Origin of the sequence: Streptomyces sp. NPDC002730 (assembly GCF_042888805.1) — a bacterium.
Lineage (GTDB): Bacteria > Actinomycetota > Actinomycetes > Streptomycetales > Streptomycetaceae > Streptomyces.
Map to the genome: position 1 here is coordinate 418,831 of NZ_JBIAQG010000005.1, position 17,084 is coordinate 435,914.

15 protein-coding genes are annotated in these 17,084 nt (G+C 71.1%); 10 read left to right on the plus strand and 5 right to left on the minus strand.

Annotation, left to right across the window (positions count from 1 at the left end):
* The first annotated feature begins 143 nt into the window (after positions 1-143).
* The 9 genes from ACFYXH_RS15600 (at position 144) to ACFYXH_RS15640 (ending at position 10,948) form a co-directional block, all read left to right on the plus strand.
* Positions 144-1,013: a DUF2797 domain-containing protein gene (locus ACFYXH_RS15600; protein ID WP_389562831.1), complete on the plus strand. Its 870-nt coding sequence runs from the start codon at positions 144-146 to the stop codon at positions 1,011-1,013.
* A gap of 121 nt (positions 1,014-1,134) precedes the next feature.
* On the plus strand, positions 1,135-1,470 hold the full coding sequence (locus ACFYXH_RS15605; protein ID WP_385304281.1) for an antibiotic biosynthesis monooxygenase family protein: 336 nt from the start codon (positions 1,135-1,137) through the stop codon (positions 1,468-1,470).
* 49 nt (positions 1,471-1,519) lie between these two features.
* Complete coding sequence (locus ACFYXH_RS15610) at positions 1,520-2,428, plus strand: amidohydrolase family protein (RefSeq protein ID WP_389563020.1); 909 nt, start codon at positions 1,520-1,522, stop codon at positions 2,426-2,428.
* A 66-nt stretch (positions 2,429-2,494) separates the two neighbouring features.
* Positions 2,495-3,232, plus strand: coding sequence for a response regulator transcription factor (locus tag ACFYXH_RS15615; protein WP_327324650.1), 738 nt, complete (start codon positions 2,495-2,497; stop codon positions 3,230-3,232).
* 1 nt (position 3,233) lies between these two features.
* Positions 3,234-4,751 (plus strand): ATP-binding protein, encoded by a 1,518-nt coding sequence (locus ACFYXH_RS15620; protein WP_389562833.1) that lies wholly within the window; start codon positions 3,234-3,236, stop codon positions 4,749-4,751.
* A gap of 25 nt (positions 4,752-4,776) precedes the next feature.
* A complete protein-coding gene (locus ACFYXH_RS15625; RefSeq protein ID WP_389562835.1) occupies positions 4,777-6,186 on the plus strand; it encodes a glycosyltransferase in 1,410 nt (469 codons plus the stop codon).
* Positions 6,183-8,531 (plus strand): ArnT family glycosyltransferase, encoded by a 2,349-nt coding sequence (locus tag ACFYXH_RS15630; RefSeq protein WP_389562836.1) that lies wholly within the window; start codon positions 6,183-6,185, stop codon positions 8,529-8,531. Before ACFYXH_RS15625 ends, ACFYXH_RS15630 begins: the two co-directional genes overlap by 4 nt.
* Positions 8,532-8,603: 72 nt before the next feature.
* The gene (locus ACFYXH_RS15635) at positions 8,604-10,109 is read left to right on the plus strand and encodes an MFS transporter (protein ID WP_389562837.1); all 1,506 of its coding nucleotides are present in this window, start codon (positions 8,604-8,606) and stop codon (positions 10,107-10,109) included.
* 71 nt (positions 10,110-10,180) lie between these two features.
* Positions 10,181-10,948, plus strand: a complete 768-nt coding sequence (locus ACFYXH_RS15640; protein ID WP_389562839.1) for a TetR/AcrR family transcriptional regulator — start codon at positions 10,181-10,183, stop codon at positions 10,946-10,948.
* 483 nt (positions 10,949-11,431) lie between these two features.
* On the opposite strand, the gene ACFYXH_RS15645 is transcribed toward ACFYXH_RS15640, so the two are convergent.
* The 4 genes from ACFYXH_RS15645 to ACFYXH_RS15660 form a co-directional block, all read right to left on the minus strand.
* Complete coding sequence (locus tag ACFYXH_RS15645; protein WP_389562841.1) at positions 11,432-11,902, minus strand: PPOX class F420-dependent oxidoreductase; 471 nt, start codon at positions 11,900-11,902, stop codon at positions 11,432-11,434.
* Between the two features lie 17 nt (positions 11,903-11,919).
* Positions 11,920-12,738 carry a YceI family protein gene (locus ACFYXH_RS15650; RefSeq protein WP_389563022.1) on the minus strand — a complete coding sequence of 273 codons (819 nt, stop codon included), beginning with the start codon at positions 12,736-12,738 and terminating at the stop codon, positions 11,920-11,922.
* A gap of 166 nt (positions 12,739-12,904) precedes the next feature.
* Complete coding sequence (locus tag ACFYXH_RS15655; RefSeq protein ID WP_389562842.1) at positions 12,905-15,346, minus strand: MFS transporter; 2,442 nt, start codon at positions 15,344-15,346, stop codon at positions 12,905-12,907.
* A 31-nt stretch (positions 15,347-15,377) separates the two neighbouring features.
* Positions 15,378-15,872, minus strand: a complete 495-nt coding sequence (locus tag ACFYXH_RS15660) for a MarR family winged helix-turn-helix transcriptional regulator (RefSeq protein WP_389562843.1) — start codon at positions 15,870-15,872, stop codon at positions 15,378-15,380.
* A 199-nt stretch (positions 15,873-16,071) separates the two neighbouring features.
* Here ACFYXH_RS15660 and ACFYXH_RS15665 point away from each other — a divergent pair, with 199 nt between their 5' ends.
* Positions 16,072-16,290 (plus strand): hypothetical protein, encoded by a 219-nt coding sequence (locus ACFYXH_RS15665; protein WP_389562844.1) that lies wholly within the window; start codon positions 16,072-16,074, stop codon positions 16,288-16,290.
* Between the two features lie 28 nt (positions 16,291-16,318).
* Here the strand turns inward: ACFYXH_RS15665 and ACFYXH_RS15670 are convergent, their stop codons facing one another.
* Complete coding sequence (locus ACFYXH_RS15670; protein WP_389562846.1) at positions 16,319-17,068, minus strand: hypothetical protein; 750 nt, start codon at positions 17,066-17,068, stop codon at positions 16,319-16,321.
* Between the last annotated feature and the right edge of the window lie 16 nt (positions 17,069-17,084).

Genomic DNA, 17,084 nt, shown 5'->3' on the forward strand with positions numbered 1-17,084 from the left:
TGCGTCTGCGCCAAGCCTAGACGGCGACGAGTTCCGGCCACAACTGAACGGGTGTTCAGCCCATTGAGGGTCGCGGCCGGCGTAACCACGGCCGCGGTCCGTGCGCTCCGGTAGCGTCCCCGTATTCGGCCGGAGGTGTGTGTATGGCGTGGCGGTGTGCGGGGCTCGGCTGGCCCCGCGGGACGCGGATGCCCGTGCTCGAGTGGGAGGGCGGGCGGATCAGTCCGCTCACCGCTGGGAAAGAGCTGGGCTTCCAGGCCGAGGGGCAGCGGCGGTGTGTCGGAGCGCGGGGGAATCCCTGCCCCCTGCGGGCCGTCGTGTCCGGGCGGGCGACGCAGGCGCGGTGTGCGGAGTGTGCGCGGCTGGACCGGGCGCACTCGGTGGCCGCCGACACGATCGCCGACGACCCGCGGACGTACCGCGTGTATCTCGCCTGGTTCGGTCCTGGCATGGTCAAGGTAGGGATCACCGCCGAGGAGCGCGGAGCGGCGCGGCTTTTGGAGCAGGGGGCCGTGGTCTTCAGCTGGCTGGGGCGCGGGCCGCTGATGGCGGCGCGGCGGACCGAGGAACTGCTGCGTACGGCGCTGGGCGTGCCGGACCGGATTCCGTACGCCGACAAGCGGGCGGTACGGGCCGCGCTGCCGGGTGCGGTCGAGCGGGCCGCGGAGATCGAAGAGCTGCACCGGCGCGCGGTCGGCCTTGGCGGGTGGGCGGAGTCGCTGGAGCGGATGGACTTCGAGGCGGTCGATCACGCCGAGGTGTTCGGGCTCGAGGGGCTGCCGGCAACGACCGGGGTGGTGCGCGAGCTGGTGGACGGCGGGGTGGTCGCGGGGTTGCTGGTGGCGGCCGCCGGGCCCGATCTGCATCTGCGGACGGCGGGTGACGGTCTTGTCGTGGTCGATACGCGGCTGATGACCGGGTGGGCGCTGGTGGGGGCCGAGTGCGATGCGGGGGTGACGGTGCCCCTCGCCGAGAAGGGCGCTCCCGGCGCCGTGCAGGACGGGCTCTTCTGACGGCTGATTCCGGCGGCTTTGCCAACTCGTGCGACCCGAAGGTCAAATGTTGGATCCCGTATGGATCCCTTCGGGCAATGAGTCTGGACACCTCCGTGACCGGGAACGGAAGGTGAGTGTCATGAGCATCAAACCTGTCGCGGCACATGAACCGCCCTACTACACCGTGGTCTTCACCTCGGTTCAGACGGAGCGGCCCGAGGGATACGGCGAGACCGCCGAGCGCATGAAGAAACTGGTGGAAGAGGTCCCCGGGTTCCTCGGGTACGAGTCGGCGCGGACACCCGGCGGGCTCGGGATCACCGTCGGGTACTTCAGGGACGAGGAAGCCATCGCCACCTGGCAGCGGAATCTGGAGCACCAGGCCGCGCAGAAGCGCGGACGGGCCGAGTGGTACGAGAGTTACAGCGTCCATGTCGGCAAGGTCGAGCGGAGTTACGGTTTTGAGCGGGACTGACGGGACTGACGGGACTGACGGCCGGATCGAGGGCTCGAACGAAGGCCGGATCGAGGGCCGGACCGAGGGTTCGAACGACAACGAGACGGCGGACGTACGGAGGTTCTGGGAGCGGCTCCGGCTTCCCGGCCTCGTCGACGTCCACACGCACTTCATGCCGGAGCAGGTCCTCAGGAAGGTGTGGGCCTACTTCGACGCCGCCGGGCCGCTGACCGGCCTGGAGTGGCCGATCACCTATCGGCACGAGGAAGAGCGACGGGTCGCTCTGCTGCGCGAGTTCGGGGTGCGCTCCTTCACCTCGATGCTCTATCCGCACAAAGCCGGGATGGCCGCCTGGCTCAACGGCTGGGCGGCGGAGTTCGCGGCGCGCACACCGGACTGTGTGCATACGGCGACCCTCTTCCCGGAGGACGGCGTCGAGCGTTACGTACGAGAGGCGGTCGAGACCGGCGCGCGGATCTTCAAGTCGCATCTCCAAGTCGGCGCGTACGACCCCAATGACGCGCGGCTCGATCCCGTCTGGGGGCTGCTCGCCGAGGCCGGGGTCCCCGTGGTGATGCACTGCGGTTCCGGGCCTGCGCCCGGCAAGCACACCGGGCCCGAGCCGGTGGGCCGGCTGCTCGCGCGGCATCCTCGGCTGCGGCTGGTGGTCGCGCACATGGGAATGCCGGAGTACACGGACTTCCTGGATCTCGCCGAGCGGTACGGCGAGGTGCGACTGGACACGACGATGGCCTTCACGGACTTCAGCGAGCGGTTCGCGCCTTTCCCGGAGCGGGAGAGGGCACGGCTCGCCGACCTCGGCGACCGGATCGTGCTGGGCACGGACTTCCCCAACATCCCGTATCCGTACGTCCATCAACTCCGCGCGCTCGAAGGCCTCGGGCTCGGGGACGACTGGCTGCGAGCGGTCTGCTACGAGAACGGCGCCAGGCTGTTCGGTCTTCCGCACTCCTAGCGCATTCTCAGGAAATTCACAGGAAGTGGAAAGGACCTTCTCAGGGCGGGGTCGCAGGGTACGAGCATGACCGCGACCTCGCCCCATGGGCGTACCGAAATGCTCAGGCCGGACGGCAGCCCCGTCCGCGTACTCGTCGTGGACGACGAGACAGCGCTGAGCGAGCTGCTGTCGATGGCCCTGCGCTACGAAGGGTGGGAGGTGCGCAGCGCCGGCGACGGCGCGGGCGCGGTGCGCACGGCACGCGACTTCCGGCCCGACGCGGTGGTGCTGGATGTGATGCTGCCGGACATGGACGGTCTGGCCGTGCTGGGGCGGCTGCGCCGCGATCTGCCCGAGGTGCCGGTGCTCTTTCTGACCGCCAGGGACGCGGTCGAGGACCGGATCGCGGGGCTGACGGCGGGCGGCGACGACTATGTCACCAAGCCGTTCTCGCTGGAGGAGGTCGTGGCCAGGCTGCGCGGGCTGATCCGGCGGTCGGGCGCGGCGACCGTACGGAGCGAGTCGATGCTGGCGGTCGGCGACCTGACGCTCGACGAGGACAGCCATGAGGTCAGCCGCGGCGGGGACTCCATCCATCTGACGGCGACCGAGTTCGAGCTGCTGCGCTTTCTGATGCGCAATCCGCGGCGCGTGCTGAGCAAGGCGCAGATCCTCGACCGCGTGTGGTCCTACGACTTCGGCGGCCAGGCCAATGTGGTCGAGCTGTATGTCTCGTATCTGCGGAAGAAGATCGATGCGGGGCGGCCGCCGATGATCCACACCAGGCGCGGTGCCGGGTATCTGATCAAGCCCGGTGAGTAGCTTGAGCGGTTTCAGGGGCCGCAGATGGTCGCTGCGGACCCGGCTCGTGGTCTCCGCGGTGACGCTGATCGCGGTGGTGGCGGCGGTGATCGGCACGGTCACGACCATCGCGTACCGCACCTATCTGTACGGCCAGTTGGACATCCAGCTGCGCAACGTCGCGATCCGGGCCGCGGGCCCGCCGGACATGGGCGGCGGGCGGTCGCCCATCGATACGCTGTCCAAGGATCCGCTCGGCTTCGTCAACGGCGGCGGTATGCCGGTGGGCACCGTCGGCGCCCTGGTTGGCGACGACGGCAACATTGACCGGGGCGTGGCCAGCACCGAGCAGGCGTCGGACGGGCTCGCGCCGCAGGTGAGCCTGCTCACCGTGGCGCAGGCCGAGGGCCTGGCGGAGGCCCCGCGCGACCGCAGTGCGCACACCGTGGAGCTGGCGGGCCTGGGCGAATACCGGGTCAAGTACATCACCGGGAGCCGCGGTTCCTTCCTCGTCGGGCTCCCTACGCGAGAGCTGCAGGACGCGCTCGGCACCCTCATAGTGGTCGAGGTCTGTGTCACCGGCGCCGGACTGATCGCCGCCGGGATCGCCGGCGCCGCCCTGGTCGGCGTCGCGCTGCGGCCGCTCCGGCGGGTCGCCGCCACCGCCACCCGGGTCTCCGAACTGCCGCTGCACAGCGGTGAGGTGGCCCTGCACGAGCGGGTCCCGGCCGCCGAGGCCGATCCTCGGACCGAGGTCGGGCAGGTCGGCGCCGCGCTCAACCGGATGCTGGGGCACGTCGGTTCGGCGCTCGCGATGCGTCAGGAGAGCGAGACACGGGTGCGGCAGTTCGTCGCGGACGCCAGCCACGAGCTGCGTACGCCGCTGGCGTCGATCCGCGGGTACGCCGAGCTGACCCGGCGCGGACGGGAGCAGGTCGGCGCGGACACCCGGCACGCACTGGGTCGGATCGAGGCCGAGGCGACCCGGATGACGGGCCTGGTGGAGGACCTGCTGCTGCTCGCGCGGCTCGATGCCGGACGCCCGCTCTCGTACCAGAGCACTGATCTCTCCCCGCTGGTCGTGGACGCGCTCAGCGATGCGCGGGCGGCGGGCCAGGACCACAAGTGGCTGCTCGAGCTGCCGGTCGACCCTGCGACCGTACGCGGCGACGGCGCCCGGCTCCATCAGGTGCTCGTCAATCTGCTGGCGAACGCCCGTACCCACACGCCACCCGGCACCACTGTCACCGCGCGGGTGCGTGTCGGCGGGCCGAAGGTCGTGCTGGAGATCGAGGACGACGGGCCCGGCATCCCGCCCGAGCTGCAACCGCACATCTTCGAACGGTTCGCGCGCGGCGACGCGTCCAGGTCCCGGGGCGCCGGAAGCACCGGTCTCGGCCTGACGATCGTGCAGGCCGTCGTCAGCGCGCACGGCGGCACCGTGAAGGTGTGGTCCCGGCCCGGTCACACCGTCTTCGCGGTGGAACTGCCCGCCGTGTACGACTCACAGACGGGGCACAGGCGCATCACACAGATGTGACAGCGCGCCCGCCGAGTGTCGTTCCATGCGAACCGACACCCCAAGGGGGACTCTGCCGGCCCGGGAGCATCTGCTCGCCGCCGCGGCCGGACTGCCCGTACTCGATGTGGTGATCCCGGTCTACAACGAGGAGGCCGACCTCGAGCGGTGCGTGCTGCGACTGCACGACCACCTTGCGCGGACCTTCCCGTACGGCTTCCGGATCACCATCGCCGACAACGCGAGCACCGACCGCACGCCCGAGGTGGCGGCGTGGCTCGACGACACGATCGCCGAGGTGCGGTCGTACCGGCTGGAGGAGAAGGGGCGGGGGCGCGCGCTGCGCACCGTGTGGTCGCACTCCGACGCCCCCGTACTCGCCTATATGGATGTGGATCTGTCGACCGACCTCAACGCACTGCTGCCGCTGGTCGCGCCGCTGATCTCGGGGCACTCGGACCTGGCGATCGGATCGCGCCTCGCGCGGTCGTCGCGGGTGGTGCGCGGCCCGAAGCGGGAGTTCATCTCGCGCGCCTACAACCTGATTCTGCGCGGGTCGCTTGCCGCGCGGTTCTCCGACGCCCAGTGCGGATTCAAGGCGATACGGCGGGAGGTCGCCGAGCGGCTGCTGCCGATGGTCGAGGACACCGGATGGTTCTTCGACACGGAGCTGCTGGTGCTGGCGGAGCGCGCCGGGCTGCGTATCCATGAGGTGCCGGTGGACTGGGTCGACGACCCGGACTCCACGGTGCACATCGTGAGCACGGCGACGGACGACCTCAAGGGCGTGTGGCGGGTGGGGCGGGCGCTGGCGGTCGGCGCGCTGCCGCTCGACCGGCTGGCGCGGCCCTTCGGCGACGACCCGCGGGACCGGCAGCTCAGCGGAGTGCCGGGCGGTCTGGCCCGGCAGCTGGTCGGTTTCTGTGTGGTGGGGGCGCTCTCCACGCTCCTGTATCTGCTGCTGTATTCGCTCTTCCGAGCCGGCGTGGGGCCCCAAGTTGCCAATGCGGGCGCGCTGTTGGTCTCCGCCGTCGCGAACACGGCCGCCAACCGCCGGCTCACCTTCGGCGTACGCGGCCGGGACCGCGCGGTACGCCATCAGGCGCAGGGCCTGGTCGTGTTCGGCATCGGGCTCGCGCTGACCAGCGGCTCGCTGGCGGCCCTGGACGCGGCCGCCGGAAGCCCCTCCCACAGCACCGAACTCGCGGTCCTGATCGCCGCGAACCTGGCGGCGACGGTGCTGCGGTTCCTGCTCTTCCGGGCGTGGGTCTTCCCGGACCGGCGCGATGCGCCTGCGGCGGACGAATCCGCGACGGCCCGGCCCGTTACCGGACAGGCCCAACACCCGAACGACACAGCCGACTTCCGCGCCGGTGAAGCCGCGGACCGCATGTGGGACGTGACGACGCAGCTGCGCGTCGTCCCGCAGGACAACGACCAGAGGAACGCACGATGACCACGTCGCACGACAGCCACGCGTATCCGCCACCGGGGAGCCCGCCCGGTCTCTCGCCGCAGGCGGTGGGGCTCGCGCCCGACGCCGTCCGGCCCGCGCCCGGCGCAGCCCCGCTCCCGCCCGGCGCCGACCAGCAGGGACTCGGCGGGCACCGCCGGGCGGGCGGGCGCATGGCTCGGATCTGGCGCGGCCGGGAGGAGGACGCCTCATGGGTGCGGCCCGCTTTTCTCGCGATCCTCCTCGCCACCGCGCTGCTCTACGTCTACAACCTGAGCGCGTCCGGCTACGCCAACTCCTTCTACTCCGCCGCCGTGCAGGCGGGCAGCGAGAGCTGGAAGGCCTTCTTCTTCGGCTCGTCCGACGCCGCGAACTCCATCACCGTCGACAAGCCTCCGGCGGCGCTGTGGCCGATGGCCCTGTCCGTACGGCTCTTCGGGCTCGGCTCCTGGCAGATCCTGCTGCCCGAGGTGCTGATGGGCGTCGCGACGGTGGGCGTGGTGTACGGGGCCGTACGCCGTCGTTTCACGCCCGCCGCCGGGCTGATCGCGGGCGCGGTGCTGGCCCTGACGCCCATCGCCGCGCTGATGTTCCGCTTCAACAACCCGGACGCGCTGCTGGCACTGCTGATGACGGTGACCGTGTACTGCGTGCTGCGCGCGCTGGAGGACGCGCGGACGAAGTGGCTGGTCTGGGCGGGCGTCGCGGTCGGCTTCGCGTTCCTCACGAAGACGCTGCAGGCGTTCCTGATCCTGCCGCCGCTGGCGCTGGTGTACGCGGTGTGCGCGCCGACGACCGTACGGCGGCGGGTCGGCCAACTCGCCCTGGCGGGGCTGGCGATGGTCGTCGCGGGCGGCTGGTGGGTGGCGATCGTCGAGCTGTGGCCGGCGGCGTCGCGTCCGTACATCGGCGGCTCGCAGAACAACAGTTTCCTGGAGCTGACCTTCGGCTACAACGGCCTCGGCCGGATCAACGGCAATGAGACCGGCAGCGTCGGAGGCGGCGGCGGAGGAGGAGCTGGCGGCCGTGGTGGCGGTGGCTGGGGCGAGACCGGGATCGACCGGATGTTCAGCGCCGGCATCGGCGGCCAGATCTCCTGGCTGCTGCCCGCAGCGCTGCTGCTGCTCGTCGCGGGGATCGTCGTCACCTGGCGCGCCAGGCGCACGGACACGGCGCGCGCGGCCTTCCTGGTCTGGGGCAGCTCGCTGCTGATGACCGCGGGAATCTTCAGCTTCATGGCCGGGATCTTCCACGAGTACTACACGGTGGCGCTGGCGCCGTACATCGCCGCGCTCGTCGGCATGGGCGCCACGGTGCTGTGGGAGGAGCGGACGAAGCTGCTCGGCTCGGCGGCGCTGGGCGGCACGGTCGCGGTCACGGCGTACTGGTCGTACACGCTGCTGGGACGCAGCACGGACTATCTGCCGTGGCTGCGCTGGGCGGTGCTGATCGGCGGTCTGGCGGCGGCCGCGGGGCTGCTGCTCGCGGGCCGGATGGGCCGTCGACTGGCGCTGGGTGCGGCCGGACTGGGAATCGCGGTCTCGCTGGCGGGCCCGCTCGCGTACTCCCTCAGCACGGTGAGCGAGGGCCACGCCGGCTCGATCGTGACGGCGGGGCCGGCGGTCGCGGGCGGCCGGGGTGGTCCCGGCGGCGGTGGCGGTCCTGGGGGCGGCGGTGACGGCGGCGGCCCCGGCGGCCGGATGCAGCCGCCGGGGCAGCAGGGCCAAGCGCAGGGTCAGGGTCAGCAGGGTGGTCCCGCCGGCGGTATGGGGCAGCCTCCGACCGGCGGTCAGATGGGTCAGGGCCAGGGCCAGGGCCAGGGCCAAGGTCAGGGCCAGGGCCAAGGTCAGGGCCAGGGCCAGGGCCAGGGGCAAGGTCAGGGGCAAGGTCAGGGGCAGGGTCAGGGCCGGCTGCCCGGCGGCTTCCCCGGTCAGGGCGAACGCGGCGCCGGCGGCGGAGGCGGTGGCATGGGTGGCCTCCTCCAGGGCGCGAACGTCAACTCGGCGGTCGAGGCCAAGCTGAAGCAGAACGCCGACGACTACACCTGGGCCGCCGCAGCCATCGGCTCCCAGAATGCCGCCAGCTACCAGCTCGCCACCGAGAAGCCGGTCATGGCGATCGGCGGCTTCAACGGAAGCGACCCGTCCCCGAGCCTCGCCCGGTTCAAGCAGTACGTGGCCGACGGGAAGATCCACTACTTCATCTCGAGCGGCAGCGGCAGCGGCGGTGGCATGGGCGGCGGCCCCGGTGGCAACTCCAGCTCCGGGATCACCTCCTGGATCGAGTCCACCTTCACCAAGGTCACCGTGGGCGGCACGACCCTCTACGACCTGACGGACAAGAAATAGTCCTATACGCCGTACGAGGATTCCTTGTACGGTGTACGAGAAGCGAGCTCGTACACCGTACAAGGAGCATGTATGACGGCAACGACTGCCGAGACCCGCCCGGCCCCCACGGGCCACCCGCAGCGCTGGCTCATCCTCGGCGTCATCTGCCTCGCCCAGCTCACCGTGCTGCTCGACAACACCGTCCTCAGCGTCGCGATCCCCTCCCTCACCCGGGAACTCGACGCCTCCACCGCCGACATCCAGTGGATGATCAACGCCTATTCGCTGGTCCAGTCCGGACTGCTGCTCACGGCGGGCAATGCAGCCGACCGCTACGGCCGGAAGAAGATGCTGGTCGCGGGCCTCGCGCTGTTCGGCCTCGGCTCGCTCGCGGCGGGGCTGGCCCAGTCCGCGACGCAGCTGATCGCCGCCCGCGCGGGCATGGGCGTCGGCGGTGCGCTGCTGATGACCACGACCCTTGCCGTCGTCGTCCAGATCTTCGACGACACCGAGCGAGTCAAGGCCATCGGCCTCTGGTCCACCGTCAACTCCCTGGGCTTCGCGGCCGGTCCACTGATCGGCGGGGTCATGCTCGACCACTTCTGGTGGGGAGCGATCTTCCTGGTCAACATCCCGGTCGCGGCGATCGGACTGTTCGCGGTGGTCGCACTCGTACCGGAGTCCAGGAACCCGCAGGGCGACCGTCCCGATCTGCTCGGCGCGCTGCTGTCCACGATCGGCATGACCGCGGTGGTGTACGCGATCATCTCCGGGCCCGGGCACGGCTGGACCTCCGCGCAGGTTCTGGGCTCGGCCGCGGTCGGCGTACTCGTCCTCGGCGTCTTCGTACTCTGGGAGCTCCGGATCCCGTACCCCATGCTGGACATGCACTTCTTCGGCAACCAGCGCTTCATCGGCGCGGTCGCCGGCGCGATCCTCGTCGCTTTCGGCATGGGAGGTTCGCTCTTTCTGCTGACCCAGCATCTGCAGTTCGTACTTGGTTACGGGCCGCTGGACGCGGGTCTGCGTACGGCTCCGCTCGCGCTGACCGTCATCGCCCTCAACCTCACGGGTGTCGGGGCGCGGCTGCTGCCGAAGCTCGGCACTCCGGGCAGCATCGCCGCCGGGATGACCCTGGTGGCAGCCGGCCTCGCCGCGATCGCGGTGCTCGGCGCCGACGGCTACGGCGGGATGCTGCTCGGGCTGATCGTGATGGGTGCGGGTGTCGCGCTCTCCATGCCGGCGATGGCCAACGCGATCATGAGCGCGATTCCGCCGGAGAAGGCGGGTGTGGGGGCGGGTGTGAACGGCACCCTCGCCGAGTTCGGCAACGGCCTCGGCGTCGCCGTTCTGGGCGCCGTACTGAACTCCCGCTTCACCGCTCTCGTGCCGACGGTGGTGGGCGCGGCCTCGCTGCCCGCGGCGCTCGCCGCGGCCGACGGTCCCGCGGAACGTGGCCGCATCTCCGACGCGTTCGCCTCGGGCCTGGAGACGAGTCAGCTGGTCGGCGCGGTGGCGGTGCTGGCCGGCGGTCTGCTGGCGGCGATGCTGCTGAGGCGGGCGGAGCGGGCAGACTCACCCAAGGCAGCGGCATAGCATCGGGAGCGGGCGGACCGGCCCGTTCCGGCTCGTCCGCCCCGGCCGGGAAGAACCGAGGAGGATGCGCGATGGTGAGTGCGGCCGACCGCGCGAAGGGTCACGCGCGGACCAGTGTGTGGCTCGACGGCAAGGCGACCCCCAAACGGAGGACCGAGCAGCCCGCCGGCCTCGACCGCGACAAGATCATCGCAGCTACGGTCCGGCTCCTCGACTCGGAGGGCCTTGCGAAGTTCTCGATGCGGCGGCTGGCCGCGGAGCTGAACGTCACCGCGATGTCGGTCTACTGGTACGTGGACACCAAGGACGATCTGCTGGAGCTGGCGCTCGACCGGGTCATGGGAGAGCTCCCGCTTCCGCCGGCGGACGCCCCGGACGCGGACTGGCGCGACCAGCTGCGCCGGCTTGCCTGCGGCTACCGGTCACTGCTGGTCGCCCACCCCTGGGTGTCGCCGCTCATCGGTGAGTACCTCAACATCGGACCGCGCTCGATGGCCTTCTCCACGACGGTCCAGCGGGTGATACGCAACACGGGTCTGCCGCTGCACGGCCAGACCGGCGCCCTTTCGGCGGTGTTCCAGTTCGTGTACGGCTTCGGCACGGTGGAGGGCCGCTTCGCGCAGCGCTGCGCGACGGCGGGGATCAGCCAGGACGACTACTTCCACCAGGTCATGGGCGCGATCGGGCAGCAGCCGGGTTTGCAGGCGGCGTTCGAGGAGTCGGCTGAACTGATGAAGGCGAGGGGCGGGGACACGGTGGAGGAGATGAGGGAACGGGACTTCGGGTTTGCGCTGGACTTGCTGGTAGCCGGCATCGAAGCGATGGTTGCTCGCGCGTAGGGGGGTGCGGGTTGCCTCCGGCGGGGTGCGGGATCTTGTTGCTCGGGCTGCGGGGTGCGGGTTGCCTCCGGCGGGGTCGTCCGGTCTTGTCGGGTGCGGGCTCCGGTGCCCCTCCGGGCTCGACTCCTCGGGGTCGGCGGCGTACAGGGTCTTGGTGCGTGACCCCGGTTTTGCCGCCAATCCCCTGCGGGGCCGACCCTGCACGGCACCTCCCCACCCGAACGAGACGACACCGGTGCGCCGGACTCGTCCAGTGCCCGGGGCCTCACGGGGGTACTGAGCCAAGGACCCGACGCGTACCCCCTTCCCCCGGCAGGGGGTCTGGGGGCGCAGCCCCCAGTTTCGGGAAGGGGTGGGGTGGGGGAATCACCCCCGGCCCCGGTCACCGCACAAGACCCCGCACCCCGAGACCCCGCGCCCCGCAGCGGAGCCGTTGGAGCGGCGGGGCCGCGGGCACCGCCCCCAGAGCCACACCCCCCGGCCTCAGCTCCCGCTGAGCCTCGCTGGGAAGCCGCCCTTCGCAATCGGCCCCCACCGCTCCGGCGTCACCCGGATGATCGACTTGCCCTGCTTCACCATCGCGGCGCGATACTCGTCCCAGTCCGGGTGCTCGCCCGAGATGTTCCGGAAGTACTCCACCAGAGGCTCCACCGACTCCGGGGAGTCGATCACCTCCGCCGTGCCGTCGATCTGGACCCACGGCCCGTCCCAGTCGTCCGACAGGACGATCACGCTCACCCGCGGATTCCGCTTCGCGTTCCGCGTCTTCGCGCGTTCCGGGTAGGTCGAGACCACGATCCGGCCCGAATCGTCGACCCCGCAGGTCAGCGGGGATCCCTGTGGGGTGCCGTCCGAGGCGCGGGTGGTCAGCAGGATCGCCCGGTGCCTGGGGCGTACGAACTCCAGCAACTGGTCGAGCTCCACCTGGGTGTTGGTGGCGATGTTGGGTGCCATGCGCCGCAGCCTAATCCTCAGGCCGCCGGAAGCTGCTCGCCCTGGACCGCCTGGACCGCGAGTTCCACCTTCAGCGTCGTTCCGATCGCCGAGATGCCCGCCTGCACCACCTGGTTGTAGTTCATCGCGAAGTCCTCGCGGTGCAGCTCCGTGGTCGCGCGGAAGGCCGCCCGCACCCCGCCCCACGGGTCCGGTCCGGTACCCAAGTACGCCAGGTCCAGGTCGACTTCGCGTGCGACGCCGTGCAGCGAGAGTTGGCCGTGCACCGTCCAGCGGTCCGTGCCCGCCGGGGTCAGGCCGTGACTGCGGTACGTGATCTCGGGGTACCGCTCGACGTCCAGGAAGTCCGCGGAGCACAGGTGCTTGTCGCGCAGGCCGTTGCCCGTGTCGATGGACGCCGCCTGGATGACCGCGTCCACGCGGGACTGCGACAGGTCGGGCGCGATGGTGATGCGGCCGCCGAACTCCGTAAAGCGCCCGTTCACGCTGGAGATCCCCAGATGCTGCGCCGCCGCGCCCACCGACGAGTGCGCCGGGTCCACCGACCACGCGCCGGGCGGCGGGAGTTCCACGCCGCCCTGGCGGGCCAGTACCACCGTGCCGACCTCGGCCCGGCCGCTCGCCGTGACCAGCGCGGTCGAGGCGGCCGGGGCGTACCCGAGCGCCGTCACGATCACCGTGTACGGGCCCGGGGCCAGGGGATCCGCGGAGGTCACCGCGCCGTCCCCGTCCGCCGTCGCCCGCAGTACCTGCGCGCCGGTCATGTCGGTCACGGTCACGACCGCGTGCTGGACCGCCCAGCCGTCCCGCGTCCTCACCTGTGCGCGAAGTCCCATGCCGCTCATCCCGTTTTCTCTCCTTGCCGCACATGCGCAAAAAATGATCGGGCCCCGGGCGGGGGCGGCAGGCCGTCCCCTGCCCGCCGTCCCCGCCTTCGGGGCCCGTTTCCACCGGCCGGCTGCTCGCCTCCGCTACAGAGCGAGCGCCCGGCCGGGGGCTCAGCTACTCGCCGGGGTGGGCGAGTTCGATGTCGTGGCCGTCGACCCCGCGCCCGGCCACCGTCAGCGCGCAGGCCACCGGCGGGTACCCGGTCGCGATGACCGTGTACTCCCCCGCGTCCAGGTCGGCGAAGGCGTACGCCCCGTCGTCCCCGGTCGTCGCGGTGGCGATCACATTCCCCGCGGCGTTCACCAGGGTCACCCGGGCGTCGGCCAGCGGACGCCGGTCGGCTCCGCCGCGGACGGCGCCCTGGACCAGGGCTCCGGCCTGCAGGGCCGCCTCGATACGGGTCACGCCCTGGCCGCCGATCTCCACCGGCAACGCCAGCGGCCGGTAGCCGGCGGCGTTCACCGCGACGGTCACCGAGCCGGGCACCAGCTCACCGAAGGCGAACTCGCCCTGCTCCGCGCTCTTCCCGGTGGCCAGCACATCGCCGCGCACATCGGTGACGATCACCATGGCGCCCTCGATCGGCGCACCGCTCGCGGCGGCCCGCACGGTCCCGGTCAGACCGCTCGTGCCGGAGAGGAGAATGTCGTAGACCAGCGTCTCGTCGCCGACGACCACCGTGGACGCCTGCGGCTGGAAGCCGTCGGCGGAGGCGATCAGTACGTACGAACCGGCGCCCGGAGCATCCAGCGCATAGCTTCCGTCCGGCTGGGCGACCGCGCGGCCGAGCTGCCGTCCGGTCGGCGAGATCAGCGTGACCGCTGCCTGAGGCACCGGCACGCCCTCGTTTCCGCGCACCACACCACATACCGTCGTGCCGCCCGCAGGGACGGGAATGGTCTCGACGGCCTGGACGGGAGCGTCCACAGCCTCGGGAGCCGCGACGGTCTCCGCCGTGTCCGCCGTTTCCGGCGCCGCGTGGCTCTTCAGCGCGACTTCCTTGATGAACAGCGTCACCAGGAAGGCGAGCAGCGCGAACGGCGCCGAGTAGAGGAAGACGTCGGCCACACCGTGCCCGTACGCGCTCTCCATCACCGTACGGATCGGCCCCGGCAGCTTGTCCAGGTCGGGGATGCCGCCGCCGCCCGTGCCGCCGTGGCCCAGCGCCGCGCCCTGTGGGCCGAGCTCGGTGAGCCCGTCCTTGACGTAGCGCGTGACCCGGTTGGCCATGACCGCGCCCAGCGCCGAGACACCGATCGCACCGCCCAGGGACCGGAAGAAGGTGACGACCGAGCTGGCCGAGCCGAGGTCCGCCGGGGCCACCTGGTTCTGCGTGCAGAGCACCAGGTTCTGCATCATCATGCCGAGGCCGAGACCCAGGACGGCCATGAAGACCGCGATGCGCCAGTACTCGGTGTCGTACCGCATGGTGCCGAGCAGTCCGAGGCCCGCCGTCGCCAGCACACCGCCGCTGACCAGCCACGCCTTCCAGCGGCCCGTCTTGGTGATGATCTGGCCCGAGACGGTCGACGAGATGAACAGGCCGCCGATCATCGGGATCGTCATGACGCCGGACATCGTCGGCGACTTGTCGCGCGCCAGCTGGAAGTACTGGCTGAAGAAGACGGTGCCCGCGAACATCGCGACACCGACGAAGAGTGAGGCCAGCGACGCCAGTGTGATGGTGCGGTTGCGGAACAGCCGCAGCGGGATGATCGGCTCGCTCGCCTTCGCCTCCACCAGGAGGAAGAGCGCGCCGAGCGCGACGGAGCCGCCGACCATGGCGTACGTCTGCCAGGAGATCCAGTCGTACTTGTCGCCGGCGAAGGTCACCCAGACCAGCAGCAGCGAGACCGCCGCGCTGATGAGGAAGGCGCCCGACCAGTCGACCTTGACCTGGCGCTTCACGACCGGGAGCTTCAGGGTCTTCTGCAGAACGATCAGCGCGATGATCGCGAACGGCACGCCGACGTAGAAGCACCAGCGCCAGCCGAGCCACTCGGTGTCGGTGATGACGCCGCCGATCAGCGGGCCGCCGACGGTGGCGACGGCGAAGGTCGCGCCGAGGTAGCCGCTGTAGCGGCCGCGCTCGCGCGGGGCGATCATCGCGGCCATCACGATCTGCGCGAGGGCGGTGAGGCCGCCGACGCCGATGCCCTGGACCACACGGCAGGCGATCAGCATGCCCGCGCTCTGCGAGAGTCCGGCGACCACCGATCCCAGGACATAGATGACGAGGGCTATCTGGACCAGCAGCTTCTTGGAGAAGAGGTCCGAGAGCTTGCCCCAGAGCGGCGTGGTCGCGGTCATCGCCAGCAGCGAGGCCGTCACCACCCAGGTGTACGCGCTCTGGCCGCCGTCGAGGTCGGTGATGATCTCCGGCAGGGCGTTGGAGACGATCGTCGACGACAGGATGGCGACGAACATGCCGAGCAGCAGCCCGGACAACGCCTCCATGATCTGCCGGTGTGTCATTGGCGCGCCGCCGTCGGAGGCGTGGGCGCCTCCGTGTTTGGCGTGGCCGCCCCGCACACCGGTTGGTGTGGTCGTAGCCATTTTCATCCTTTACTTGCGTCTTTACGTCGAGTCACGCGGGTGTGCGGGTCGTCGTGCTGCCGTGCTGCTGTTGTTGTCGTTCGTCGGGATGGCGCGCCCGGCAGTCTCCGAAGGAGTCGCGCAGGCGGGCGAGCATCTCGATGAGCTGTCCGACGTCGTCGTCGGACCAGTCCTTGAGGTTGCGGGCGAACATGTCCGTGGTCCGTTCGGCGAGTTCGCCGAGCATGTTCTGGCCCGCGGGGGTCAGCCGCAGGATGCGGGAGCGTTTGTCGCCCGGGTCGGGGAGCCGTTCGATCCAGCCGCGCTCGGCGGCGTGGGCGACATGGCGGCTGGTCACCGACATGTCGACGGCGAGGAGCTCGGCGAGTCGGCTCATCCGCATCTCACCGTGCCGATCGAGCAGGGTCAGGACGGCGGCGGAGCCGGACGGGCACTCGGCGGGCAGTATCCGCGCGAGGCCGCGTTTCACGGCACCGATGGCGCTGAGCTGGCGGGCCAGTTCCGCGTACTGACTGTGTGCGGCCATGGCAGCCCGCCCCTCCCACATCTTGTTGCTTAGGGCAACCATAGAAGCTGTTGGTTGCTGCAGGCAAACTAAAAGCGGGGTTGCGGCAGTAAAGGAACCTCAAAGGCTTTGCATGGGTCCGGTCATGGCTCGCCGGGGGAGGGATGCGCTACCCGCCCGGGGTTGGGCGCAGCAGGCGGGTTCGCTAGGGTCCTGCCCCATGGCACACAACCCCCATGCTCCCCAAGGTCAGGGCCCCGAGGGCAACTACGACCCCGCGGGCAGCACCCAGATGTTCCGCGCCTTTGTCGACGACGGCGCTCCGCGGGGCCGGCAGGCCGCGCCCGCCACGCAGTCCTCCTCGCGGGTCGGGCTGATCGTCGGCGTCATCGCGGCCGTCGTGATCCTCGGCGCGGTGGCCTGGCTCGCCCTCGGCTAGGGCGTGCCCTGGCCCGCCTCGGGTCGGCTCACTTCCATACGGCGGTGACGTCCTGGGTCTCGATATGCATGCCCAGCGGCACCCGCCAGGCGTCCACGCACACGGTGTACGCCTGCTTTCTCACCGCTCCTGCGGCGATCGGCGCGGGCAGCGGCTGAGCCGACTCGATGGTCGCCCAGTCGATCCCGAGCGCGCCGATGATGTGCGTCGCGAAGGTGACGCTGCCCGAAGCCGCCGGTGAGCCGCCGGTGTTGTGGAACTCCACGGCCACCTTCTCGCACCAGCGCACCTCCAGGGCTGCGCGAACCGGGACGCCGAGGCTGAGCACGGCGGGTCCTGGGGGCGTGGGAGTGGGCTTCGGCGGGGTGGTGCCGGGCGGGGTCGGGGTGGCGGGTCCACCGCCGGTGCTGCCGCCGGAACTTCCCGCGCCGCCGGTGCTGCCGTCCGTGCCGCCGGTGCCGCCGCTCGTACGTCCCGTACCGCCGCTGTCCGGTACGGCGGGCAGCTCCTGCCCGCCCGGCGCCGTCCCCGTCCCGCCCGGCTTCCCGGGCCTGCCCGGTGTCTTGCCTTCCGCATCACCGGACGGCATGCCACCGTCCAGCGGCACCAGCACGACCTTGCCTTTCGGTGGCACGGCGGCCGTGGGCGCCTCATCGGGCCCGGATCCGGCGGCGCCGACCGCCACATAGCCGTCGCCGCCGCCGCTCCCGCACGCGGTCAGCGCCCCGCCGAGGCAGAGCGCGACCGCTGCGAGAGCTGCTCCATGACGTCGTCGCATCGCGTCAGTGTGTCTG